General features: G+C 60.5%; 27 protein-coding genes. 24 read left to right on the forward strand and 3 right to left on the reverse strand.

Annotated elements, in window-relative coordinates; genetic code table 11:
- Nucleotide 1 precedes the first annotated feature (1 nt).
- The 17 genes from KI613_RS08665 to KI613_RS08745 all read left to right on the forward strand — a co-directional run bounded on the left by KI613_RS08665 (nt 2) and on the right by KI613_RS08745 (nt 13,350).
- Complete coding sequence (locus KI613_RS08665) at nt 2-1,057, forward strand: hypothetical protein (RefSeq protein WP_226405019.1); 1,056 nt, start codon at nt 2-4, stop codon at nt 1,055-1,057.
- A gap of 45 nt (nt 1,058-1,102) precedes the next feature.
- Entirely contained in the window at nt 1,103-1,354 is a 252-nt protein-coding gene (locus KI613_RS08670) for an acyl carrier protein (protein WP_226405020.1), read from the forward strand.
- A complete protein-coding gene (locus KI613_RS08675; RefSeq protein ID WP_226405021.1) occupies nt 1,354-1,782 on the forward strand; it encodes a MaoC/PaaZ C-terminal domain-containing protein in 429 nt (142 codons plus the stop codon). Before KI613_RS08670 ends, KI613_RS08675 begins: the two co-directional genes overlap by 1 nt.
- Entirely contained in the window at nt 1,769-2,446 is a 678-nt protein-coding gene (locus tag KI613_RS08680; RefSeq protein ID WP_226405022.1) for an SDR family NAD(P)-dependent oxidoreductase, read from the forward strand. Before KI613_RS08675 ends, KI613_RS08680 begins: the two co-directional genes overlap by 14 nt.
- A complete protein-coding gene (locus KI613_RS08685) occupies nt 2,443-4,404 on the forward strand; it encodes an HAD-IIIC family phosphatase (protein ID WP_226405023.1) in 1,962 nt (653 codons plus the stop codon). Before KI613_RS08680 ends, KI613_RS08685 begins: the two co-directional genes overlap by 4 nt.
- 134 nt (nt 4,405-4,538) lie before the next feature.
- Nucleotides 4,539-5,570 carry a phospholipase A gene (locus KI613_RS08690; protein ID WP_226405024.1) on the forward strand — a complete coding sequence of 344 codons (1,032 nt, stop codon included), beginning with the start codon at nt 4,539-4,541 and terminating at the stop codon, nt 5,568-5,570.
- 43 nt (nt 5,571-5,613) lie between these two features.
- The gene (locus KI613_RS08695) at nt 5,614-6,288 is read left to right on the forward strand and encodes a VIT1/CCC1 transporter family protein (protein WP_226405025.1); all 675 of its coding nucleotides are present in this window, start codon (nt 5,614-5,616) and stop codon (nt 6,286-6,288) included.
- 201 nt (nt 6,289-6,489) lie between these two features.
- Complete coding sequence (locus KI613_RS08700) at nt 6,490-6,933, forward strand: hypothetical protein (protein ID WP_226405026.1); 444 nt, start codon at nt 6,490-6,492, stop codon at nt 6,931-6,933.
- Between the two features lie 52 nt (nt 6,934-6,985).
- The gene (locus KI613_RS08705; RefSeq protein ID WP_226405027.1) at nt 6,986-7,201 is read left to right on the forward strand and encodes a glycine zipper 2TM domain-containing protein; all 216 of its coding nucleotides are present in this window, start codon (nt 6,986-6,988) and stop codon (nt 7,199-7,201) included.
- Between the two features lie 75 nt (nt 7,202-7,276).
- Nucleotides 7,277-7,474, forward strand: coding sequence for a hypothetical protein (locus KI613_RS08710; RefSeq protein ID WP_226405028.1), 198 nt, complete (start codon nt 7,277-7,279; stop codon nt 7,472-7,474).
- A 28-nt stretch (nt 7,475-7,502) separates the two neighbouring features.
- The gene (locus tag KI613_RS08715) at nt 7,503-7,946 is read left to right on the forward strand and encodes a hypothetical protein (RefSeq protein WP_226405029.1); all 444 of its coding nucleotides are present in this window, start codon (nt 7,503-7,505) and stop codon (nt 7,944-7,946) included.
- Between the two features lie 8 nt (nt 7,947-7,954).
- Nucleotides 7,955-8,428, forward strand: coding sequence for a hypothetical protein (locus KI613_RS08720; protein ID WP_226405030.1), 474 nt, complete (start codon nt 7,955-7,957; stop codon nt 8,426-8,428).
- Between the two features lie 74 nt (nt 8,429-8,502).
- Nucleotides 8,503-10,203, forward strand: a complete 1,701-nt coding sequence (locus KI613_RS08725; protein WP_226405031.1) for an ABC transporter ATP-binding protein/permease — start codon at nt 8,503-8,505, stop codon at nt 10,201-10,203.
- Nucleotides 10,204-10,348: 145 nt separating this feature from the next.
- Nucleotides 10,349-10,657: a hypothetical protein gene (locus KI613_RS08730; RefSeq protein ID WP_226405808.1), complete on the forward strand. Its 309-nt coding sequence runs from the start codon at nt 10,349-10,351 to the stop codon at nt 10,655-10,657.
- A gap of 75 nt (nt 10,658-10,732) precedes the next feature.
- A complete protein-coding gene (gene cls / locus KI613_RS08735; protein WP_226405033.1) occupies nt 10,733-12,136 on the forward strand; it encodes a cardiolipin synthase in 1,404 nt (467 codons plus the stop codon).
- A 141-nt stretch (nt 12,137-12,277) separates the two neighbouring features.
- Entirely contained in the window at nt 12,278-12,442 is a 165-nt protein-coding gene (locus KI613_RS08740; protein ID WP_226405035.1) for a DUF1328 domain-containing protein, read from the forward strand.
- A 5-nt stretch (nt 12,443-12,447) separates the two neighbouring features.
- A complete protein-coding gene (locus tag KI613_RS08745; RefSeq protein ID WP_226405037.1) occupies nt 12,448-13,350 on the forward strand; it encodes an FHA domain-containing protein in 903 nt (300 codons plus the stop codon).
- A 248-nt stretch (nt 13,351-13,598) separates the two neighbouring features.
- Here KI613_RS08745 and KI613_RS08750 read toward each other — a convergent pair whose 3' ends face one another.
- Complete coding sequence (locus tag KI613_RS08750; protein WP_264181491.1) at nt 13,599-13,958, reverse strand: collagen-like protein; 360 nt, start codon at nt 13,956-13,958, stop codon at nt 13,599-13,601.
- 337 nt (nt 13,959-14,295) lie between these two features.
- Between KI613_RS08750 and KI613_RS08755 the strand changes: the two genes are divergently transcribed.
- From KI613_RS08755 to KI613_RS08785, 7 genes are all read left to right on the forward strand, one after another.
- On the forward strand, nt 14,296-14,451 hold the full coding sequence (locus KI613_RS08755) for a hypothetical protein (RefSeq protein WP_226405039.1): 156 nt from the start codon (nt 14,296-14,298) through the stop codon (nt 14,449-14,451).
- Between the two features lie 27 nt (nt 14,452-14,478).
- Nucleotides 14,479-15,048 (forward strand): chemotaxis protein CheB, encoded by a 570-nt coding sequence (locus KI613_RS08760; RefSeq protein WP_226405041.1) that lies wholly within the window; start codon nt 14,479-14,481, stop codon nt 15,046-15,048.
- 219 nt (nt 15,049-15,267) lie between these two features.
- The gene (locus KI613_RS08765) at nt 15,268-15,591 is read left to right on the forward strand and encodes a BON domain-containing protein (RefSeq protein ID WP_226405043.1); all 324 of its coding nucleotides are present in this window, start codon (nt 15,268-15,270) and stop codon (nt 15,589-15,591) included.
- A gap of 73 nt (nt 15,592-15,664) precedes the next feature.
- Complete coding sequence (locus KI613_RS08770) at nt 15,665-16,072, forward strand: cupin domain-containing protein (protein ID WP_226405044.1); 408 nt, start codon at nt 15,665-15,667, stop codon at nt 16,070-16,072.
- 30 nt (nt 16,073-16,102) lie between these two features.
- Entirely contained in the window at nt 16,103-16,348 is a 246-nt protein-coding gene (locus tag KI613_RS08775; protein ID WP_226405046.1) for a hypothetical protein, read from the forward strand.
- 455 nt (nt 16,349-16,803) lie between these two features.
- Nucleotides 16,804-17,331, forward strand: a complete 528-nt coding sequence (locus KI613_RS08780) for a hypothetical protein (protein ID WP_226405048.1) — start codon at nt 16,804-16,806, stop codon at nt 17,329-17,331.
- A 51-nt stretch (nt 17,332-17,382) separates the two neighbouring features.
- Entirely contained in the window at nt 17,383-18,705 is a 1,323-nt protein-coding gene (locus KI613_RS08785; protein ID WP_226405050.1) for a PQQ-dependent sugar dehydrogenase, read from the forward strand.
- A 16-nt stretch (nt 18,706-18,721) separates the two neighbouring features.
- Here the strand turns inward: KI613_RS08785 and KI613_RS08790 are convergent, their stop codons facing one another.
- On the reverse strand, nt 18,722-19,783 hold the full coding sequence (locus tag KI613_RS08790) for an SRPBCC family protein (RefSeq protein ID WP_226405052.1): 1,062 nt from the start codon (nt 19,781-19,783) through the stop codon (nt 18,722-18,724).
- A gap of 12 nt (nt 19,784-19,795) precedes the next feature.
- On the reverse strand, nt 19,796-20,362 hold the full coding sequence (locus KI613_RS08795) for an NADPH-dependent FMN reductase (protein ID WP_226405054.1): 567 nt from the start codon (nt 20,360-20,362) through the stop codon (nt 19,796-19,798).
- Between the last annotated feature and the right edge of the window lie 10 nt (nt 20,363-20,372).

Below are 20,372 nucleotides of genomic sequence, written 5' to 3' on the forward strand. Positions count from 1 at the left end.
CATGACAATCATCCTGCGCCAGGCGGCGATCCTGCTCCTCTTTCTGCTCCTGCTCTACGGTCTGGCCCTCGCCATTGCCGTGCCGGCCATGCCGCGGCCGGGCGAGGCCAATCTCGATACCGCTGCGGCCGCCCGCTCGCCGTTCATGACCGAGCCGAAATACGCCTTCCTCAACCGCAGCCAGCTCGATAGCTCCGACGACAAGGCCATCCTGCTTGGCGCCTCCAATATGCTTGCCGGTTTTCGCCCGGTCCGGCTGCAGGGCCTGGTACCGGGAGCGAAGGTGCACAACCTGGCGATTGGCGGCGCCAACATGACCGAGGTGCGCCAGATGGTGGACCTGGTGCTCGAAGTGCAGAGCCCGTTGGCGCAGCGTCACAATGTCTTCGTTATCGGTGTCTGGTACGGGTTGTTTGCCGACGACCGGGCGCGCTGGTACACGCCGGATCGCCACCCCGGCGATACCGACCTCGATATCGAGCGCTACCGCTACGGCTTTTATCGCCGTACCACTAACGGGCCGGTGGCCTTACTGCCGCCAGCCTGGCTCGATGCAGGCGTTACCTTGATCATGCCCTTCCTGCTCGTTGACCGCCTGGCCCGCGATGCCGGCAAGGTGCTGCGCCCGGCCCGCGCCGTCGCCGCGCCGACCGAGCAAGCGGCGGTGCCGAGTGCCGAGCGCCAGGGTCAGTACCTGGCGTTCTGGGAAGACTACATGGGCGGCAGCGGCCGTCTCGACACGGCACCCTTTGTTGCCTTGGCGCAAACCGTCGACACCATCGCCGCCACGGGCGGGCGGGTGCTGCTCGTCGATCTGCCGCTGCCGCGCTGGCATGCCAGCGCCTCGCCTTATGAAGCGAGTTACCGCCGGCATTGGTTGGCTCTGCAGCAGCAACTGGCGGGGAGGGACGGCGTCGCTTTCCTGAGCCTGAGCGACGCCGACCGGCCGGAGGATTTTTCCGACGAGGTGCACCCCAAACCGCGTGTCGCCGAGCGCTGGGCGGTGCGTCTGGCCGGTGCTTTGAACAGCGTTCCCGGGCCGCTCGCGATGCGATGAATGCCGAGCCTGACAGCAATTTTGACGATCGAAAAGGAGCCTGAAATGCAAGCTGACAATAACCTGGCGAAGATATACGCCAAACTGACCGAGATTTTCCGCGACGTCTTCGACGACGATGGACTGGAGGTGACGCCGTCTCTGACGGCGGCCGATGTCGACGAGTGGGACAGCCTGAATCACATCCGCTTGGTGGTGTCGATTGAGCGCGCTTTCGGGATGAGTTTCTCGGCGGCGCAGGTTGGCCGCCTTAAGAACGTCGGCGAATTCGCCGAGCTGATCGTCGCCAAGCAGTGATGCTTCCGGATAGTCGTGCCATCGCCTGGAATGAGCTGGCAGCGGGGGCCGCCGCCAGCGTCGATTTCGTCATCAGCGCCGAGGAACTCGACCAATTTGCGGCCCTTTCCGGCGACTACAACCCGCTCCACGTTGACACCGAGTTCGCCCGCAGCAAGGGCTTCGAGGGGGCCGTGGTCCATGGGGCGCTGCTTGTCGCCAAGATTTCGCAACTGATCGGCATGTACCTGCCCGGCCGCGACAGCGTATGGACTGGCCTCGCGCTGCAATTCCGCAAGCCGCTCTACGTCGGGCGCCAGGCCCGGGTCGAAGCCATCGTCGAGCAGCTCTCGCCGGCGACCGGCATGGTGCTGCTCAAACTCAAGGTGCGCGCCGGGGACACCCTGCTCGCCAAGGGCGAGGCGGAGGTGCTGCTTGTCCGGCCGTGAATGCTTTCTCGTTTCCGGTGGCTCGGGCGGCATTGGCGCTGCCACCTGCGAAGCGCTGGCTGCCGCCGGCTACCGTCCGGTCGTCGGCTATTGCCGGGCAGCGGCGGCCGCTGCGGAAGTTGCCGAGCGGACGGGCGGCCTGGCGCTGGCCCTCGACCTTGCTTCGGATACCTCGATCGACCAGGCGGTGGCCCAACTGGCCTGCGCTGAGGGGCGCCTGGCCGGCGCCGTGCTGGCTGGTTCGCCACCGCTGGCGCTGGCGCCGTTCGGCAAGATCGACCCGGCCGACCTGCAAGCACAGTGGCAGGTCAATGTCCTCGGCCCGCAACGCCTGCTCGCCAGCCTGGTCCGCCAGTGCTGGCGGCCGCACAAGGACGGCGTGGTGATTGGCGTGCTCAGCCAGGCAATGGGCGATGCCTCCAGCGGCGCCGCCTCAGGCCTCGGCGCCTACGTCATCGCCAAATACGGCATGGCCGGCCTGCTCGCCGTGCTGGCCGCCGACTACCCCTGGCTGCGGGTGGGGTCGGTGCGGCCGGGTTATACCGAAACGCCAATGCTGAGCGCTTTCGACGAACGCTTTCTGGCGCAGCAGCGCGAAAAAACACCTTTCCAGACGCCACAGGAAGTGGCGGCGCAAATCCTCATGGAGGTAAACCGAAAATGAGCCAAACTTTATATTCGACCTTGGCCTGGCTGCCAACACCGCCCCTGGAATTCACTGCTCTATGCCGCGCGCTGCCAACCGACAGCGCCGACCCGGGGCCGCAACTCCAAGCCTTGGCCGGCTTCGGGCTGGACGAGAACCAGCTCACCCGGCTTTCCCGGGCCATCGAGCAGGCACGCCAGGACGGACGTTCGCTGGCACCCCTGGTGCCCTTCCGGCTGGGCATCGTCAGCAACGCCACCTCGCACTTTCTGGTGCCCGCACTGGTGGCGACCGCCGCCCGGCACGGCATCGCCCTTGACTGCATCGAGGCCGGTTTCGACCAGGCAATGCAGGAAGCCCTTGCTCCCGATTCGCCACTCAAGCTTGCCCAGCCGGATGCCGTGCTGCTCGCCCTCGACTACCGTGGCCTGCCGCTGCGTGCCACGCCGGGTGATGCCGAAGCGGCGCGGCAAACGGTGGCAGCGGTGCTCGACCATGTGGACCGCATGCGCCACGGCTTGCGCGCCAACGGCAAAACCATCTGCATCCTGCAAACCCTGGCCCGGCCCGTCGAAACGCATTTCGGCAGCCTCGACCTGGTGCTGCCGGGTACGCTGCGCAGCCTGATCGACGCGATCAATCGCGGCCTGGCGGAACGGGTTGCCGCCAGCAACGATCTGCTTTTCGATGTGGCCGGCCTGGCCGAAACCGTCGGCCTTGCCGATTGGCATGCGCCGACCCTGTGGAACATGGCCAAGCTGCCCTTTGCCAGTACCTTCCTGCCGCTCTATGCCGACCATGCCTGCCGGCTGATCGCAGCGCTGCGTGGCAAAAGCCGGCGCTGCCTGATCCTTGATCTCGACAACACGGTGTGGGGCGGGGTAATCGGCGACGACGGCCTGGAGGGCATTGTCATTGGACCCGGCGATCCCACCGGCGAGGCTCACCTGGCGGTGCAGCAGACGGCGCTGCGCCTGCGCGAACGCGGCGTGGTGCTCGCCGTTTCGTCAAAGAACACGGACGAGATTGCCCGCCGGCCGTTCCGCGAGCATCCGGAAATGCTGCTGCGCGAAGATCACATAGCCATCTTCCAGGCCAACTGGAACGACAAGGCGACCAACATCAAGGCGATTGCCGAGGCGCTCTCGCTGGGACTCGATGCCATGACCTTCCTCGACGACAACCCGGTCGAGCGCGGCCTGATCCGCCGGTTGCTGCCGCAGGTGGCGGTGCCCGAACTGCCCGACGATCCGGCGCTCTATGCCCGCACCCTGCTCGCCGGCGGCTATTTCGAAGCTGTCACCTTTTCTGCCGAGGACCGTCAGCGCGCCGATTTCTACCAGGACAATGCCCGGCGCATCGCCCTGCAGCAGCAGGCGGGCGATGTTGACGGCTATCTCGCCTCGCTCGCCATGACGTTGACCATCCAGCCCTTCGAAGCCACCGGCCGGGCGCGTATCGCCCAACTGATCAGCAAGTCGAACCAGTTTAACCTCACCTCACGGCGCTACAGCGAGGCTGAGGTGGCGGAACTGGAGGGCGATCCCGACTGCCTGGGCTGGCAAGTGCGCCTCGCCGACTCCTTCGGTGACAACGGCATGATCAGCGTCGTCATTTGCCTCCGTTCGGGTTCCGACTGGCAGATCGATACCTGGCTGATGAGCTGCCGGGTTCTCGGTCGCCGGGTCGAAGAGGCGGTACTCCAGGAGCTAGTCGCCGCGGCTCGCCGGCAGGGCATCGAGCGCCTGGTCGGTGGCTACCGCCCGAGCGGGCGCAACCAGTTGGTCGAGGAGCACTACCGGAAACTGGGCTTCGAACTGCTGGACCGGCACCCGGATGGCAGCACGGAGTGGACCCTGAACGTCGACGATGCCGAACCGGCCGCCAACCTGCCAATGGAGATCCGTCACCTTGGGGGCGCTATGAACTCGCCCGAATCTCAAAGATCGACCCAAAGCGCGGCGAGCCTGCTCTAGCAGCCAGTCGGAGACCGTGTCAGTGCGATCGAGATGCGCTTGCGGCTTTGTGTGCCAGCGCACAGACGCCAAAGTTGGGTTGAGTAGCCTTGGCACCAACTGCCGAAAGGGCAGGTGAGCTATCGGGGAAAAATATGAATAAGAAGAAGGCTATCCTTGGGCTGGCCCTGCTGGCAGGTTCTGCCATGGCCGCGGAGCCCCTGGTGGGATGCGCCGACGAAGCGGATGACCGCCTGCGACTGGCCTGCTACGACAATGCTTACAAACGATTGAAAACCGGGAGCGAAACGGTCAGTGATGCACAGATCGATGCTCAGGTGGCCACCAGCGACAGCCAGCGTGACTCGTCCGTCATGTCGAAAACTTGGGAGCTCGGCCCTGCCGACAAGCGCAATACCTTCGTCGTCCGCACCTACCTGCCCAACTTCCTGCTTCCCGTACATTACACGTCGAACCTGAACCGTACGCCGCATAGTCCGACGCAGGCAGTCGGTACGGCCAATCGCGACTACCGCAGTGTTGAAGCCAAGCTGCAAATTTCCCTGCGTGCCAAGGTCGTTGAAGACCTGCTTTTGCCAGGGGCCGACCTGTGGGCCGCCTACACCCAGCGCTCGCTATGGCAGTTGTGGGACTCCGGTGACTCCTCGCCATTCCGTAGCACCGACTACCAGCCGGAAATGATCTACATCGTGCCGGTTCCCGAGAGGTTCGGGAAACTGCCGCTGGGCTGGGACCTGCGCATGTTGCAGTTGGGCTTTGCCCACCAGTCGAACGGGCAAAGCGATCCGCTATCCCGTAGCTGGAACCGGATTACGCTGGGCGCCGGCTTGGAGCATGGCGACTTCAGTCTCCAGATCCGTGACAATCAGCGAATTCGCGTACAGGGCAAGGATGACAACCCCGATCTAGTTGAATACATCGGGCGCACTGAATTCAACATGGCCTGGTCACCTGGTACCTCAACGCTCGGCGTCACCTGGCGGACCGGTTTCAAATCGCTCAGTCGTGGCTCGCTTCAGCTTGACTGGACCCATCCGGTGTTTGCCGATCAGCCAGCCGGACTGCGCTGGTATGTGCAATTGTTCCATGGCTACGGCGAGACCCTGCTTGATTACAACCATCGGCAGACCAGCCTCGGGCTGGGCCTGACGCTGTTCCAGTTCTGAGGTATCGGAAGTGCGCGCCCGGTCGCCAAGGCGGCACCCTGAAATGCACCGGACCACGCGCATCGGCTGGCTGCGTGCGGCGGTACTGGGGGCCAATGACGGGATCGTCTCCACGGCCAGCCTTATCCTCGGTGTCGCCGCCGCCGGGGCCGATGCCAAGGCCATCCTGATTGCCGGCGTTGCCGGGCTGGTCGCCGGTGCCACCTCAATGGCGGCCGGCGAGTATGTCTCGGTCAGTTCCCAATCCGATACCGAGCGTGCCGATCTGGCGCGCGAAAGTGAGGAACTGGCGACCGATCCAGTCCGTGAGCATGCGGAAATGGCCGCCATTTACATCAAGCGGGGTCTCGATCCAGCCGTTGCCGAGGTCGTCGCCACGCAACTGACGGCGCACGATGCCCTGGGCACCCATGCCCGTGATGAACTGGGTATTACCGACACCTCGACGGCTCGGCCCCTGCAGGCGGCGCTGACCTCGGCGGCAACGTTTTCGTTGGGCGCCGCATTGCCGTTATTGGTTGTGCTGCTGGTGCCGGGCACCTGGTTGGCCTGGGCTGTGGCCGGAAGTGCGCTGCTCTTTCTCGCCCTGCTCGGCGCCATCGCCGCAGCGACCGGCGGCGCGCCCGTTTTCTCCGCAACCTTTCGGGTGACGCTGTGGGGGGCGCTGGCGATGGCCATTACAGCGGGCATTGGCGCCTTGTTTGGGGTAAGTGTCTGAGTTCCTGCAGAAATGGCGAGCAGATTTCCCTTATGTGCGACAACCGACAGATGGGGCTCCACTGAGCTCATATGCTGAGTCATCCGAACCCATCGCAGTCAGTTCTGCGGAGAGTCGCCGCTGCAGTCACGCTGCGCGACTCTGGTGAAGACAGCGGCATCATCTGCCGCGGTGAAAGAATCAATCACATCGAGGAACAACATGAACAAGCTCAATATCAATGTCGTCGCAATCGCAGTCGCTCTGGCATTCAGCACCGGCGCTTTGGCAGAAGGCATGTCAAAAACCGATTACAAGGCTGCCAAAGACAAGATTTCTGCCGAGTACAAGGCAGCCAAGACCACCTGCGCTTCGCTCTCCGGCAATGCCAAGGATGTCTGCGTCAAGGAAGCCAAGGCAGCAGAAACCACAGCCAAGGCTGATGCCAAGGCCCAAATGAAGACCTCAGAAGCCAATGCCAAGGCCGCCGAAAAGACGGTGGATGCACGTAGCGATGCCAGCAAGAAGGTTGTTGATGCCCGCAAGGACGCTGCTGAAGACAAGGGTGATGCCAACTATGCGGTGGCCAAGGAAAAGTGCGACACCTTTTCGGGTACCGCCAAGGATTCTTGCCTGAGCCAGGCCAAGGCACGTTTCAACAAGTAATCACTGACGCCAATTCAGGCGTCAAGCAGGATGTTGTTAAGGAGTTAATTCCATGAAAACCAAGCAGAGAGTCTCGCTCAATGCAGTTGTCGTGGCCGCCTTGCTCAGTCTGGGCGCCTGTTCCGGCATGTCGTCGCAAGGGCAGAGTACCGCCATTGGCGCCGGTGTCGGGGCGGTCGGTGGCGCTGTGCTGACCGGTGGCAGTGCTGCCGGAACCGTGGGTGGTGCTGTCGTTGGTGGCGTCATCGGTCACGAAGTCGCCAAATAAGGCTAGGTGATCAAGCGTGATGCGCCCGGCCTGATTGGTCGGGGCATCCGTTGATACAGACTCAAGGAGAAGCAGATGATCAAACCAGGAAAAACACTAGGCGCAGCCGTCATGCTGGCTGCTTTGCTCGTTGCATTGAGCGGCTGCGAGAAGAAGGAAGGGCCGGTCGAGCAGGCTGGCAAGAAAGTCGATGAGGCCACCCAAAAGGTCGGTCAGGAAGTCGAAAAAGCCGGCAACAAGCTTCAGGATGCTGCCCAGGGTGACAAGAAGTAAGCACGGCAACGGACAAAGGAGTTTCACCATGAACTTGAACCTTTTACTGCTGGCAGTGGTGCTGGCTGGTGCCTCGGTACCGGCACGGGCTGCCGATGTCGGGGTGTCGGTCACGCTCGGTCAACCCGGTTTTTATGGCCAAATCGACATCGGTGACTATCCGCGGCCGCAATTGCTCTATTCGCAACCCCGGATGATCCACCGCGGTCCGTCTGGCCGCCCGCCAATCTACCTGCATGTGCCCCCGGGCCATGCCAAGAACTGGCGCCGGCACTGCGCGGCCTACAACGCCTGCGACGAGCGGGTCTATTTCGTTCGCGAGCGCTGGTACAACAACCAGTACGTTCCGCGTTATCAGGAGCGCAACCGTCACCGTCAGGATGAGCGTCGTGATGGATGGCGCGATGATCATCGCGGGAACGACCGGGACGATCGGCATCGGGGTGGTAACGACCGTGGCCAGTATCGGTGAGGCCGGCCATGACTAATCTCACACCTGTCTCCGCCGGCAAGGCACCAACCCGCTACGGCCGACTTGGTTTCATTGCCATGATAGTTGTCCTGCAATGTGCACCTGTGCTTGCCTTCGAACTCGACGATGCGGCGAAAAGCAATGTGGCGAGCAGCCCCCAGACCGGGGTTTCCTGGCTGAGCGGTGGGGTTGGCGACGAAGCCATGGCGGAAATGCACAAGGTGTCGTCGGCCTATAACGTTCACCTCATGTTGACCGGGCAGCATGGCAATTATCTGGCCGGGATTCCCTTTACGGTCAGTCGCCACAGCGGGCAGGTTACGGTTTCCGGCGTAACAGAGGGGCCACTGCTTTATTTGAAGCTGCCGGCCGGACGCTATCAGATTGCAGTTGAAATCGATGGGGCGTGGCAGACCCGGCGCGTTCAGGTTTCAGCCTCAGGACAAGCGACAAAGGTACGCTTTGTCGCCAAGGGCGAATAGAGCTTCGATCAGTTTTACCGGCCTCTTGGCCGATTTCCGTAGGCCGAAAAGGGGTGATATAGGCCCACCGTCGCATGATCAGCTTTGACCGCCATCTCTGGCTGCAATTTCGCAAAATCGCTGCTCCTTACTGGTTCGGCGAAGAAAAGTGGCAAGCCAGGCGCCTGCTGGTCCTGCTGATCCTGTTGCTGCTCGGGCAGACGGGCTTTGCCGTGCTGTTCAACGAGCAGACGGGCGAATTCACTTCGGCGCTGGCGGCCAAGGATATCGACCGTTTCTGGCTTTCCATTCAGATAAGCCTGGGCATCCTGGTTGTCGGAGTGCCGGTTTTTGGTTTTTATTACTACGTTCGGGACCGGCTCGCGCTGCACTGGCGGCGTTGGCTGACGCGGGATTTTCTCGGCGAATACTTCAGTCATCGCGCCTATTACGAGCTGAATGCCAGCGCCGATATCGACAATCCGGACCAACGGATCGCCGAGGACATCAACACCTTCACCCAGCGCTCACTACAGTTCCTGATGGTGCTGTTCGGGGCGCTGCTTCAACTGATTGCTTTCTCCGGCGTGCTCTGGGCCATTTCGCGAGAGCTGGTTGCCTTCCTGCTCATCTATGCCTCCGCCGGCACGGCAATTACCCTGCTGGTTTTCGGCAAAATCCTGATTGGCCTGAACTTTTATCAACTCAAGCGCGAAGCCAATTTCCGCTTCAGTCTGGTGCGCATTCGCGAGAACGCGGAGGCCATTGCCTTCTATCGTGGCGAGGGGCGGGAGTCCAAGCAGGTTGGCGGATATTTCAACGATATTTTCGAGAACCTCAGCAAGCTGATCCGGGTACAACTGAAGCTGAACCTGTTTCAATTTGGCTACAGCTTCCTGACGGTTGTAATGCCCAGCGCCATCATTGCCGAGCGGGTGATTTCCGGCGAGCTTGAAGTCGGCCGCGCCGTCCAGGCCGCCGGTGCCTTCGCCGCCATCCTCAGTGCGCTGACGGTGATCATCGACAATTTCGATAACCTGAGCAAATTCGCGGCGGGTGTCAAGCGCCTCGACACCTTCCGAAAATTTCTGATCGCCACTGACGGAGCCCCCGCGAAAAATGAGCGCGTAATCCGCTTTGCGCCCGGCCCGGATCTATCCATCGAAAAACTGACGCTACGGACACCCAACCAGGAGCGCACCTTGCTCAAGAACCTATCGCTGAATATCAGTCCGGGGCAGGGCGTGCTGATCGTTGGTCCCAGCGGCTGTGGCAAGAGTTCTCTGCTGCGTGCCATTGCCGGCTTATGGCACGCGGGAACCGGTCGGATCATCGGGCCGGAAAGCCTGGAAATGCTGTTTCTGCCACAACGACCTTACATGGTGCAGGGAAGTCTGCGCGAGCAGTTGCTCTATCCGAACGGGCATATAGGCCGGACCGATGAGGTGCTGCTGGAGGTGCTGAAACAGGTCAATCTGCCCGACCTCGCGGCCCATTTTGATGGCTTGGATGCCGAACTGGACTGGAGCAAGGTCTTGTCGGTCGGCGAACAGCAGCGTGTGGCTTTCGCCCGCGTCCTGCTGATCGGCCCGCGCTACGCCATCCTTGATGAAGCGACCAGCGCCCTCGATATTGCCAACGAAGAAAGCCTGTATCGACTGTTGGCGGCGACCAGTACAACGCTGGTCAGCGTCGGCCATCGGCCCTCGATCCTGAAATATCACCAGCAGGTGCTGGAACTGAGCGGTGATGGTGAGTGGAAACTGTATGCCGCCCACGAGTATCGATTTGAATGATTTTGTCACCGCGCCTTTGCATGGTTCTTTGTGCGCTACCGAACGGAGCCGGCAAGCTCATCCGGGTACTTTGAACCGGTAACTCCCGGTGCTTGCTTGGCTGCCAAGCGGATGGGCTCTCGTTCAATGGCCAGGAGGAATTCTCATGAAATATTCGATCATTTTTGTAGCGGTACTGGCTGCCCTGGCGACAAGCGCTTGCGATAAACCGGCTGTCGTGACGCCGACGGTAGTTACCGTCCCGGTGCCCGGGCCAGCCGGCCCAACAGGTGCCACGGGCTCAAGCGGGATGACCGGGCAGACCGGCTCAAGCGGTGCGACCGGATCGACTGGCGAGACGGGGGCAACTGGTTCGAGCGGTGGAACCGGGGCGACCGGTGCAACCGGCGAGCCAGGAAAAACCGGTGGCGATACGGTTGTCGTCATTCCGCCCGCTCCCGCGCCGGCACGCTGAGCGCCGGGTAAAACACCGGATGACGGCAGCAAAGGAGCAATCGTTCTTTTGCTGCCGTTGTTGGGAGATAGCTTCGTGTTGCGCTTGAGCAATGTCCATTCGCTACTCAACCCGGCCATAACAGCCGTACTTCTGCTGATTGCGGCAGCTGGTTGCGCGGCGCTACCGGATAGCGATGCCATCATCGAGCGGCATACCGCGCAAGCCGCCCGTTTCGAGAATGCACGCGGGGCGATCTCGGCGCAGAAAAGCGCCGCCATCATCGCTGAACTGAAGAGCAAATCCGGCGATATCGATATTCTCGACAAGCAGATCGCCCTGGAACAAGCCATCGTCGGCAGCCCGCTGGTTGTCGGCAACAAGGTCACCTTGCTGCAGGATGGTGCCGCCACATATGCCGCCATGTTCGCCGCCATCCGGGCCGCCAGTGACCATATCAACCTGGAGTCCTACATCATCGAGGACGATGAAATCGGGCGCCAGTTTTCCGACTTGTTACTGGCGCAGCAGCAGCGGGGTATCCAGGTCAACGTGATCTATGACAGCTTCGGTGGCATCAATACGCCTCTGGCCTACTTCGACCGGTTGCGGCAGGGCGGTATCAATGTTCTTGAATTCAACCCCATCAACCCGCTCACCGCCAAGGGGGAGTGGCAGTTCAACAACCGTGACCATCGGAAACTGCTCATTGTTGACGGGCGGACAGCCTTCATTGGCGGTATCAATATCAGCGAAGTTTATTCATCGATACCGGGCTCCCGGCGCGCCAAAAAGGTGGCAGGAAAAGCTGTCGACTGGCGTGATACCGATTTGCAAATTGAGGGGCCGGTGGTTGGTGAGCTACAAAAGCTGTTCATCGAAACCTGGACCAAACAGCATGGCAAGCCGCTGTTGAAAAAAGACTATTTTCCCCGGTTGACCGCACAAGGCAAGGATATCGTCCGCGCCATCGGCAGCACACCGGACGACCCGTACAGCCTGATCTACCTGACCCTGATCTCGGCCATCGGCAATGCCGAAAGAGATATTTATCTGACCAGCGCGTATTTCGTTCCCGATTCGCAGTTGCTCAAGGCCTTGAGCGATGCGGCGGGCCGTGGGGTCGATGTGAACCTGATATTGCCCGGCCAGTCCGATTCGCAAATTGTCTTTCACGCCGGTCGCGCAAACTATTCCGAACTGTTGAAGGCTGGCGTCAAAATCCACGAGCGAGGCGGTGCAGTGCTGCATTCCAAGACGGCGCTGATCGACGGGGTGTGGTCATGCGTTGGCTCGACCAATCTCGACTGGCGCAGCTTTCTCGACAACGACGAGGTCAACGCCGTGGTCCTCGGCCGCGACTTTGCCCGGCAGATGACGGCGATGATCGCCAGAGACCTCGCTGCATCAGAGCCGATCAGGCTGGAGAACTGGGCGCGACGATCCCTGCTGCTGCGAGTCAAGGAGTGGGGCGCCAGCTTGTTGCAGAGGCTGCTTTAAGCGGCTGCCTACGCCTTTCTCATCGCACTGTCTGTGTCCTGGCGTACAGATCGAAAACCGGGGCTGGATCACGATGGCTATCCATAGCCTCGTAACAGGCTCCTTGACGCAATTGGTCAGGTCAACAACGGAGGGATCGCCATGTTGCATTACGCCATCGTGTTTTTTATTATCGCGTTGATTGCCGCGCTATTTGGTTTTACCGGCATCGCAGCCGGTGCTGTTGAAATCGCCAAGATTCTGTTTTTCATATTCATATTGCTGTTTCTGGCATCCCTTATCATGGGTTTGATGCGACGAAAGTGAGTCACTTGAATACAACAGGCGAAAATTCATTGGCCGTTCTCTGTGTGAATGTCGCAGGCGGAGCGAACTGGGTACGCGGCCTCGGCGGTCTCGAGGCTTCGTATGTGGTCGAACGCTGTGCCAAACGTATTCGGCGCTCCGTTGAATCGCATGGCGGACGTCTGGTGGATTACCAGGGCAGCAAGCTGATGGCTTTCTTTGCCAATGGCGTTCAGGCGTTTACTTCTGCCGTCGAGATCCAGCAGCGGGTAGCTGCGTTGCCTCCCCATTCCGGATTCCCGTTGGTGGTTGGGGTCGGTCTGTGTGCCGGACATCAGGCCAGGGAAGGACGGTATTTCCCGGCCGCAGGAGACAATCCGGCGGCCAACCTGTCGGTGGTCGCGCCGCCCGGCCGAATCATGCTCAGCGTACCCAGGCGGGCCAAGCTTTTCCCCTGGCTGGAGCTGGCCGGGAACAGCGTGCCCGAGGTGGTTCTCAAATGTGGCAAGCGGCGCCTCGGGGTATTTCAAGTCCCCGCCCAGGAACCCGCCCAGATGGCGTTGAGCCTGGCCCTGGCCGATGCGGGCGATGGTGCAGGGCGGCTCGGCCTGCGTTTCCGGGGCGTCGATATGGTGCTCGACGAGAGCCAACCCATTACCCGAATTGGCCGCCTGCCTGACAGCGACCTGATCGTTCGCGCGACCCGCTGCTCCCGCCAGCACGGCCGGATCGAAAGGCGCCTCGACCGGTTTGTCTATATCGATCAAAGCACGAACGGCACTTTCCTGACGCCTGAAAAGCAGGCCGAGAGGTTGGTCCATCACCAGGAAGTACTCCTGTTTGGCCGGGGCATACTCAGCTTTGGCGGGCCGGCCGCAGCCAAAGGGGCAGAAATCATCCGATTCGAGACGATGGGATTTGCTGGCTAGCCAATTCGGCCCGAAAGCGGGGGCTTATGGCCAGGCAAGCGGTTCGAGGATACGGCCGAGGAGCCTTGGAGTGCATCCAGACCATTTCATTTTTGGCTGTTTTTTACGGTAGACCGTAGCAAGCCTGGTTGACCGTCAGATTCATCGCTTTCCAGGATGTTGCCGGTAGTCGATGATTTTTCATGGGGATCTCATCGGGATGCTGACACGGGGAAAGTTGCCTGTCCCTGTGCCAGGTCCCTACGAAATCAGCGTGTCGGCGGGACGACTACGATGGTACTGCCGGTGGTAGTGCCGCCGGCGCCAGTCTTTCCTTTGGCTCCCGTCGCACCTGTGCTGCCCTGACTCCCGGTTGCGCCGGTATCGCCGACTGCGCCGGTATTGCCGGTATTGCCTTGGGTTCCCGTTTCGCCCTGGGCACCGGTGTATCCGGTATTGCCCTGGTTGCCGGTCGAACCCTTGGCGCCGGTGCTACCCGTACTGCCGGTATTGCCCGTGTTACCGGTGCTGCCGGTACTGCCTCGCTCGCCCTGAGGGCCCGCCGGTCCGGTACAGGCGCCCAGACCGAAGGCGGCAATGATCAATATCGTGCTGAGTGACTTATTCATGATTTTCCTCTTGTGTCGTACGCGGCCGAAAAGCCGCATGCCCCAGCCTGATTCGGTGTAGGGGCGAGGTCTGTTCGCTGGCACGCACAGCTTGGATTTACTCGTTGTCGCCAGGTCGCTAAGGCCAAATACGATTTTCCCGAGTGTTCGCTAGCGCACCGACCACTTTCCAGTTGGGGGGTTTCATAGACCATCACGACATGGGGAACCCGGCATGCTTTATTCAATTGACCTTCTCGCGGCAGGCAGCCTTGTTGTTGACCACATGCTTCCGGCGATCATGTTGTTCTTTGCGCTGGCTCTGGCCATCGTATTCATCGACTGAAAGGAGACTTCCATGAACCAGAAACCCAAAGAAGCGCCCCACAAATCCGGGCAAACACCACCTTCCTATTCGGAAGAAGTGATCAAGCAGAAACAAAAGGCAGAGCAGCGGGAGATCGCCGGCCGGCACAAGAATAGCGGCCCCAAGGATCACAAGGGCGCCCGATAAGACGCCTTGCCGTGCCTTGGGGTTCAAGTGAAAAACTTCCCGATTGTGTGTGTTGGTGGTTCGGCTGGTGGCCTCGACGCCTATATCCGGCTATTGCAAAATCTGCCGGCCGATATGGGCGTGGCCATTGTCATCGTCAATCACATCACCATCATGCCGACGCAACTCCACAAGGTACTCCCGAGCTTCACCACGATGCCGGTAGACCTGATCACGGATAATTTGCTGATTGAGCCGAACCGGGTATTCATCATCCCGGCAAATCGCGATTTGCATGTCGAGGCGGGCGAGTTCCAACTCGAGCCGATCTCAAAGCCACGCGGCTGGCCCGATGTGATCACGGTATTCCTTCGCTCGCTGACCCGGCACTGGGACGGCCAGCTAATTGCGGTCATTGTCTCCGGTTACGACGGCGATGGTGCCGAAGCGCTATGTGGCATCAGGGAAGTCGGGGGAATCACCATTGCCCAGAAGCTGAGCACGGCAATCCAGCCGGACATGCCCGAGAGTGCCATTGCCAGCGGGTGCATCGATCTCATCCTTTCGCCAGAAGCGATCGCTCAGGAAATCGTGCGAATCGCCCACCGCCAGATTTGAACGACCGTGGACAATGAAAACCTTCAAGGCCGGGCAAGTATTTTTGCCATGTGTGCGGAAGCGAACCGAACCCTTGATTCGGTCGATGGAATATGAGCATCACGGCATAGCGCTGGTCAGCGCTAATGCATGGCTCTGTCGGCGTTGCAGCAGCAAGCCAACGGTGCCAGCGCAAATTCGCCGTGGCAGAACCATCCATAACCGTAAAGGGTAGACACCATGATTATCAAACTCGCTGCAAGCATTCTCGTAAGCGCTTCACTGATGCTCCCAATGGCCGGCTATACGGCGGATTCAGACAAATCTTCAGCAACCACGATGGTCAAGGATTCGGTCATCACCACCAAGATCAAGGCTGAACTGGCTGCCGAAAAAATGTCCAGCCTCGTCAATATCAGCGTCGATACGGATAACAAGGGCGCCGTGACGCTGGGCGGCACGGCTGCCAGCAAGGCGGCAGTAGACAAGGCCGTATCGATTGCCAAAGCGGTCAAGGGTGTGACTTCAGTCGACAATCAGATCAAGGTCGTGGCAGACAAGTGAGTTGCGTTTCCTGTGATCGACACGACGTCCCGGACTGCGACAAAGCACCGGGACGTGCAAAAAAGGAGTTGTGATGAGCGGTTATGTTCAGAATATTGAAAAACTTGCCGTTGAAAATGACGACTTCCGCCGAGTGTTATACACGGCAAAAAATTCCCAGCTTGTCCTGATGTCGCTGAAACCTCAGGAAGACATCGGCGCCGAGATTCACAAGGTGGACCAGTTCTTCCGCGTTGAGGAAGGCGCTGGCGAGGCGGTGCTGAATGGTGCCCGGACGGCGATTCAAGCCGGCTTCGCGGTTCTCGTTCCGGCCGGCGTGAATCACAACATCATCAACACCGGCACCGTGCCGCTCAAGCTTTATACGCTCTATGCCCCGCCCAATCATCGCGATGGGGTCATCCACAAAAGCCGTTCGGATGCCGAGGGTGATAGCGAGCATTTCAACGGCAAAACGACAGAACAAGGGAGCATCAAATGAATGCGCCATCGATCACCCTAGGAGAGCAACATGAATGTTGTAGACAACCTTCGCGGACGCCAGGAACGACGCCAATTTGACTCCGTCTTGGCGGCCGGACATTTCGACCGGCGTCACATTATTGAACGGAGACGCCCCGAGATGGAAATCTTGAGGTTATCCGATATCGATTGGCAGGCATATTTTGGGGATTCGCCCAGGCTGTCTGAAAAATCGTTACACAAGATTGCCCAGGAAGCCGACGCGTTCAATAAAACGCACAGTGGCCAACGGTAGCGACGGCAACTCTGTCGCTGGCTGTTGACCGGGCAATCGATCAGGATTCCCCCATTTTCTTCACCAGACTTGTTCAACGAAGCAGGGCTGTTTTACCTTTGCCCCGGCTCCCCAAAGGCCGGGGTTTTTTTGATCGTCGTTTCCACGGTCAACCGGAAATATTGGCCAAATTTGAAATCGCCGAGTCCGCTCCACAATCGGGGAGAAAAAAAGCCCGGAACGGCCAGGCCGTCCGGGGCAAAGTACTCAAGGTGTCCATGTAGAGGCGGGGAACCGGACACCCATGCCTATTCTGTTTTATATGATGATGGTCTTCTGTCTGGTGGCGCACATAGTGAAATTGTCCGGCTAATTGCCGATGTTTTTTGGGTGTGATGGCGCACAGATGCGGCGGATGGTATCGGCTAGCCTGAGCTGTCATCCGTAACTTACGGATCATCCAAAGGAGAATAGACATGGACGAATATCGCCACCACGTATCAGGTTTTTTTGCTCACCGTACCGAGGCCGAAGGCGCGCTTTCCAGTCTCGTTGCACGCGGTCTGCCGCGCGCTCAGGTCCAGCTTTTCGATGCCGAATCGGGCCCTGCCGTTACCGAAATCAAGGGCGAGAGCAATGAGGTGCTGACCAATGTACTGGTCGACGGCGCCATTGGCACGGCAGTGGGTACCGGTATCGGTGCCCTTGCCCAACTCGCATTGGTGGCTGGAAGCGTCACCCTGTTCGTTGCCAGCCCATTGGTTGCACCGCTCGTCATGCTGGGCTGGGGCGCCAGTCTGGGTGCCTTTGTCGGAGCTGCCGCGGGTGCCAACACCGGTGTTGAACACAAGGATGGCCGGCTAGCCGACCTGGTCCGCGACGCCATCGCCAGTGGTCAGGTCGTGCTGGTCGCAGAGACCAGAACGGAGCAGGAGACGGCGGTGGCGCGCGAAGTCATCGAGGCGGCAGTAGGCGAAATCAAGGATTCCGTGAGTACGGTGTGAACCTGGATTAGTCGCTTCTGCCACCTACCGTACGGTCAGGAAAGGCAATAAATGATGCGAATGTTTAATGCGATATCCTGGGTAGCCTGTTTGGCCTCGCTGTCACTCGCTGCCTGCAGCGAGATGGCGACGCTGCCGGTTTCAGCCGGCAGCGGGCTGCGACCGACGCTGCCCCCGCCAGTGCGGACAACGACACCGACCGTCAATATCGCCCCGGCGATAGGCTGGCCGGCCGGGACGAAGCCGACCGCCGCGCCGGGTACCCGCGTCGCGGCGTTCGCCAACGGTCTGGATCATCCGCGCTGGCTGTATGTCTTGCCCAATGGCGATGTACTGGTGGCGGAGACCAATGCACCACCAAAGCCGGATGATGCCAAGGGCATCAAGGGCTGGGTGATGGGCTTGGTGATGAAGCGGGCGGGGGCTGGTGTGCCCAGCGCCAACCGCATCACCCTGTTGCGTGACAGCGATGGCGACGGTGTCGCCGATTTTCGCGCGGTCCTGCTCGAAGGCCTGAATTCCCCGTTCGGCATGGCTTTGGTGGGTAACGATCTGTACGTGGCCAACTCGGATGCCGTGCTGCGTTTTCCCTATGCGGCCGGCGATACCCACATAAGCGTCCCCGGCCGCAAGGTGGTGGCGCTGCCTGCGGGGTCAATCAATCACCACTGGACCAAGAACCTGATTCCCAGTCAGGATGGAAGCAAGCTTTACGTCACAGTGGGCTCAAACAGCAATGTCGCCGAACGCGGAATGGCAGTGGAGGAAGGGCGAGCGGCGATCTGGGAAGTTGATGCCAGGACCGGTTCGCACCGGATCTTTGCCTCCGGCCTGCGCAATCCGAATGGCCTGGCCTGGGAAAAACAGACCGGCATGTTGTGGACGGTGGTCAATGAGCGCGATGAACTGGGCAGCGATCTGGTTCCCGATTACCTGACTTCAGTCCGCGACGGTGGCTTCTACGGCTGGCCCTACAGCTACTACGGCCAGCATGTCGACGAGCGGGTCACGCCGCAACGTCCCGATCTGGTCGCCAAGGCGATCGCGCCCGACTATGCGCTCGGGCCGCATACCGCTTCGCTCGGTTTGGCATCTTCCTCAGGCACGAGTTTGCCGGCCAGCTTCGCCAGCGGCATGTTCGTCGGCCAGCACGGCTCGTGGAATCGCCAGCCAGCCAGTGGCTACAAGGTGATCTTCGTTCCCTTCGCAAACGGGACGCCGGATGGTGGCTTGCCGGTCGATGTGCTGACCGGATTCCTTGACGAGAAAGGCAAGGCCTACGGCAGACCGGTCGGTGTGGCGCTCGACAAGCACGGTGCCTTGCTGGTGGCCGACGATGTCGGCAATGTGATCTGGCGGGTGACTGGCCAGTAATCGACTGGCCACGTCTTTATGCGGTCGGAAACTGTCGTTGCAGACTCGGTTTCGATTTTCCGTACCTCTGGGCAAACCACCAGCATCCCCCGCTTAGTCCCATGCCGAAAACGAGGTGAGTGACCAGCGTTACCCAGTCGCGGGCGACCGAGAACCACGGAAACAGCGCCGTAAAGCCATATAGATTGATGACGTAAATGCCCAGCCCGTATACCGCGCCGACAGCGATGGCTGGTCCGGCAGGCAAGCGCGCGGCGAGCATGGCGGGAAGCAGCGCGTAAGCGATCGACAGCGCAAAGTGGATCAGCGTGGCGACCAGCAGGATGTCCCACTGGGCGGTCGACGGTGGGGGCAAAACACCTGGGCCCATGAGCAGGGCCGCCGTCAGACGGGCATCGCGAAAAAGGGTTTCGAGGATGGGCATACCGGCCAGCCCCCACAGGGCGATCTGGGCAACTGTCGCCAGGATGCCGGCGCCAATGCCGACCGTCAGCAAGACCAACGGATTGATCATGCCGCCTTCCCGCATGTGCCCGGGCAATGCCTTGGGCTCGTCTTTTACAGCCATCAAGTCGATGCTTTCCTCGGCGACCAGTGCCGCATCAAGGCGCCTGGCCAGTCCTTCGCCGCCCTGCGTCATGATCCGCGCATGGTTGCGAATGAACATCGGGCGAGCCAGCGGGGCGAGAAGATTCATCCACCACCGTACGCTGCGGACATGCCATTCGTAACGGACGACGCTGACCTCGCCATTGTGGGCAAAAAGCCATCGGCCCGTCCCTTCAAGGTCGCCCCGCGCCCGCCCCTCGATGGCCACCAGTGCTTCGATGCGTGTGGCGCGTACTTCGAATACTACGGGGTAGGGCAGGTCACCCCGCCAGGAATAGCGTCGTATGCTGTCAATACCATCGCTATCGCCGGGTGCCGTCAGCTCGACTTTTTCGGCGCCCGGCCACCACTCCGGCCAGCGCCCGGAGTCGAGTATGGCCTCGTACACCTCAGCCAGTGGTGCATCGATGTGCCAGGTCGTCAGCAGGTGATATTCGGTCGCTGTGCCCCCGGCGCTTCTCGTTGTCATGAATGATTGAACCTAATCACCTTTGGCCCGGCGAGCTGATTTTTCCAGTTGCACCAGCGCGCTCAACAGTTTCTTGATGAGATTCCGGCTTCGCTCGTCGGTCAGGACGCCGTTCTGGTCGAATCGTTCGGCCGCGTTACCGATCATGACTTCGGGCTGAACGACGACCGGCATGTCGAGCGCCACCAGAATTTTCCGGAGATCGTATTGGGCGCGGGCGGTGCCGAAGTTGCCGATGGAAACACCCATGATGGCCGCTGTCTTGCCCTGCCAGGCGCTTTGACCATAGGGCCTGGTGCCCCAGTCGATGGCGTTTTTCAAACCTCCCGGTAGCGAGTAGTTGTATTCCGGCGTAGCAAACAGGATGGCATCGGCGGCGATGATCTTCTGCTTGAATTCAAGCACGGCGGCGGGTGGCGCCATTTCGTCATCCTGATTGAAAACCGGAATCCCCTGGAGGTTCACTATTTCCAGTGTTACGCCATCGGGCAGTAGTTCCTGCGCTGCTTTCAGGGCGAAAGCGTTGTACGACTCTTTGCGCAAACTGCCAACAATTCCCAGAATATTGATCTTGTTCATTTTCATGCCT

This window comes from Ferribacterium limneticum (assembly GCF_020510585.1).
In the GTDB taxonomy this organism is placed as follows: Bacteria; Pseudomonadota; Gammaproteobacteria; order Burkholderiales; family Rhodocyclaceae; genus Azonexus.

Excerpts from the sequence above, each read along its gene's own strand:
- KI613_RS08665 (WP_226405019.1), top strand. The coding sequence starts at position 2 with ATGACAATCATCCTGCGCCAGGCGGCGATCCTGCTCCTCTTTCTGCTC.
- KI613_RS08670 (WP_226405020.1), top strand. The coding sequence starts at position 1,103 with ATGCAAGCTGACAATAACCTGGCGAAGATATACGCCAAACTGACCGAG.
- KI613_RS08675 (WP_226405021.1), top strand. The coding sequence starts at position 1,354 with ATGCTTCCGGATAGTCGTGCCATCGCCTGGAATGAGCTGGCAGCGGGG.
- KI613_RS08685 (WP_226405023.1), top strand. The coding sequence starts at position 2,443 with ATGAGCCAAACTTTATATTCGACCTTGGCCTGGCTGCCAACACCGCCC.
- KI613_RS08690 (WP_226405024.1), top strand. The coding sequence starts at position 4,539 with ATGAATAAGAAGAAGGCTATCCTTGGGCTGGCCCTGCTGGCAGGTTCT.
- KI613_RS08695 (WP_226405025.1), top strand. The coding sequence starts at position 5,614 with ATGCACCGGACCACGCGCATCGGCTGGCTGCGTGCGGCGGTACTGGGG.
- KI613_RS08700 (WP_226405026.1), top strand. The coding sequence starts at position 6,490 with ATGAACAAGCTCAATATCAATGTCGTCGCAATCGCAGTCGCTCTGGCA.
- KI613_RS08705 (WP_226405027.1), top strand. The coding sequence starts at position 6,986 with ATGAAAACCAAGCAGAGAGTCTCGCTCAATGCAGTTGTCGTGGCCGCC.
- KI613_RS08710 (WP_226405028.1), top strand. The coding sequence starts at position 7,277 with ATGATCAAACCAGGAAAAACACTAGGCGCAGCCGTCATGCTGGCTGCT.
- KI613_RS08715 (WP_226405029.1), top strand. The coding sequence starts at position 7,503 with ATGAACTTGAACCTTTTACTGCTGGCAGTGGTGCTGGCTGGTGCCTCG.
- KI613_RS08720 (WP_226405030.1), top strand. The coding sequence starts at position 7,955 with ATGACTAATCTCACACCTGTCTCCGCCGGCAAGGCACCAACCCGCTAC.
- KI613_RS08725 (WP_226405031.1), top strand. The coding sequence starts at position 8,503 with ATGATCAGCTTTGACCGCCATCTCTGGCTGCAATTTCGCAAAATCGCT.
- KI613_RS08730 (WP_226405808.1), top strand. The coding sequence starts at position 10,349 with ATGAAATATTCGATCATTTTTGTAGCGGTACTGGCTGCCCTGGCGACA.
- KI613_RS08740 (WP_226405035.1), top strand. The coding sequence starts at position 12,278 with ATGTTGCATTACGCCATCGTGTTTTTTATTATCGCGTTGATTGCCGCG.
- KI613_RS08750 (WP_264181491.1), bottom strand. The coding sequence starts at position 13,958 with ATGAATAAGTCACTCAGCACGATATTGATCATTGCCGCCTTCGGTCTG.
- KI613_RS08755 (WP_226405039.1), top strand. The coding sequence starts at position 14,296 with ATGAACCAGAAACCCAAAGAAGCGCCCCACAAATCCGGGCAAACACCA.
- KI613_RS08765 (WP_226405043.1), top strand. The coding sequence starts at position 15,268 with ATGATTATCAAACTCGCTGCAAGCATTCTCGTAAGCGCTTCACTGATG.
- KI613_RS08770 (WP_226405044.1), top strand. The coding sequence starts at position 15,665 with ATGAGCGGTTATGTTCAGAATATTGAAAAACTTGCCGTTGAAAATGAC.
- KI613_RS08775 (WP_226405046.1), top strand. The coding sequence starts at position 16,103 with ATGAATGTTGTAGACAACCTTCGCGGACGCCAGGAACGACGCCAATTT.
- KI613_RS08780 (WP_226405048.1), top strand. The coding sequence starts at position 16,804 with ATGGACGAATATCGCCACCACGTATCAGGTTTTTTTGCTCACCGTACC.
- KI613_RS08785 (WP_226405050.1), top strand. The coding sequence starts at position 17,383 with ATGATGCGAATGTTTAATGCGATATCCTGGGTAGCCTGTTTGGCCTCG.
- KI613_RS08790 (WP_226405052.1), bottom strand. The coding sequence starts at position 19,783 with ATGACAACGAGAAGCGCCGGGGGCACAGCGACCGAATATCACCTGCTG.
- KI613_RS08795 (WP_226405054.1), bottom strand. The coding sequence starts at position 20,362 with ATGAACAAGATCAATATTCTGGGAATTGTTGGCAGTTTGCGCAAAGAG.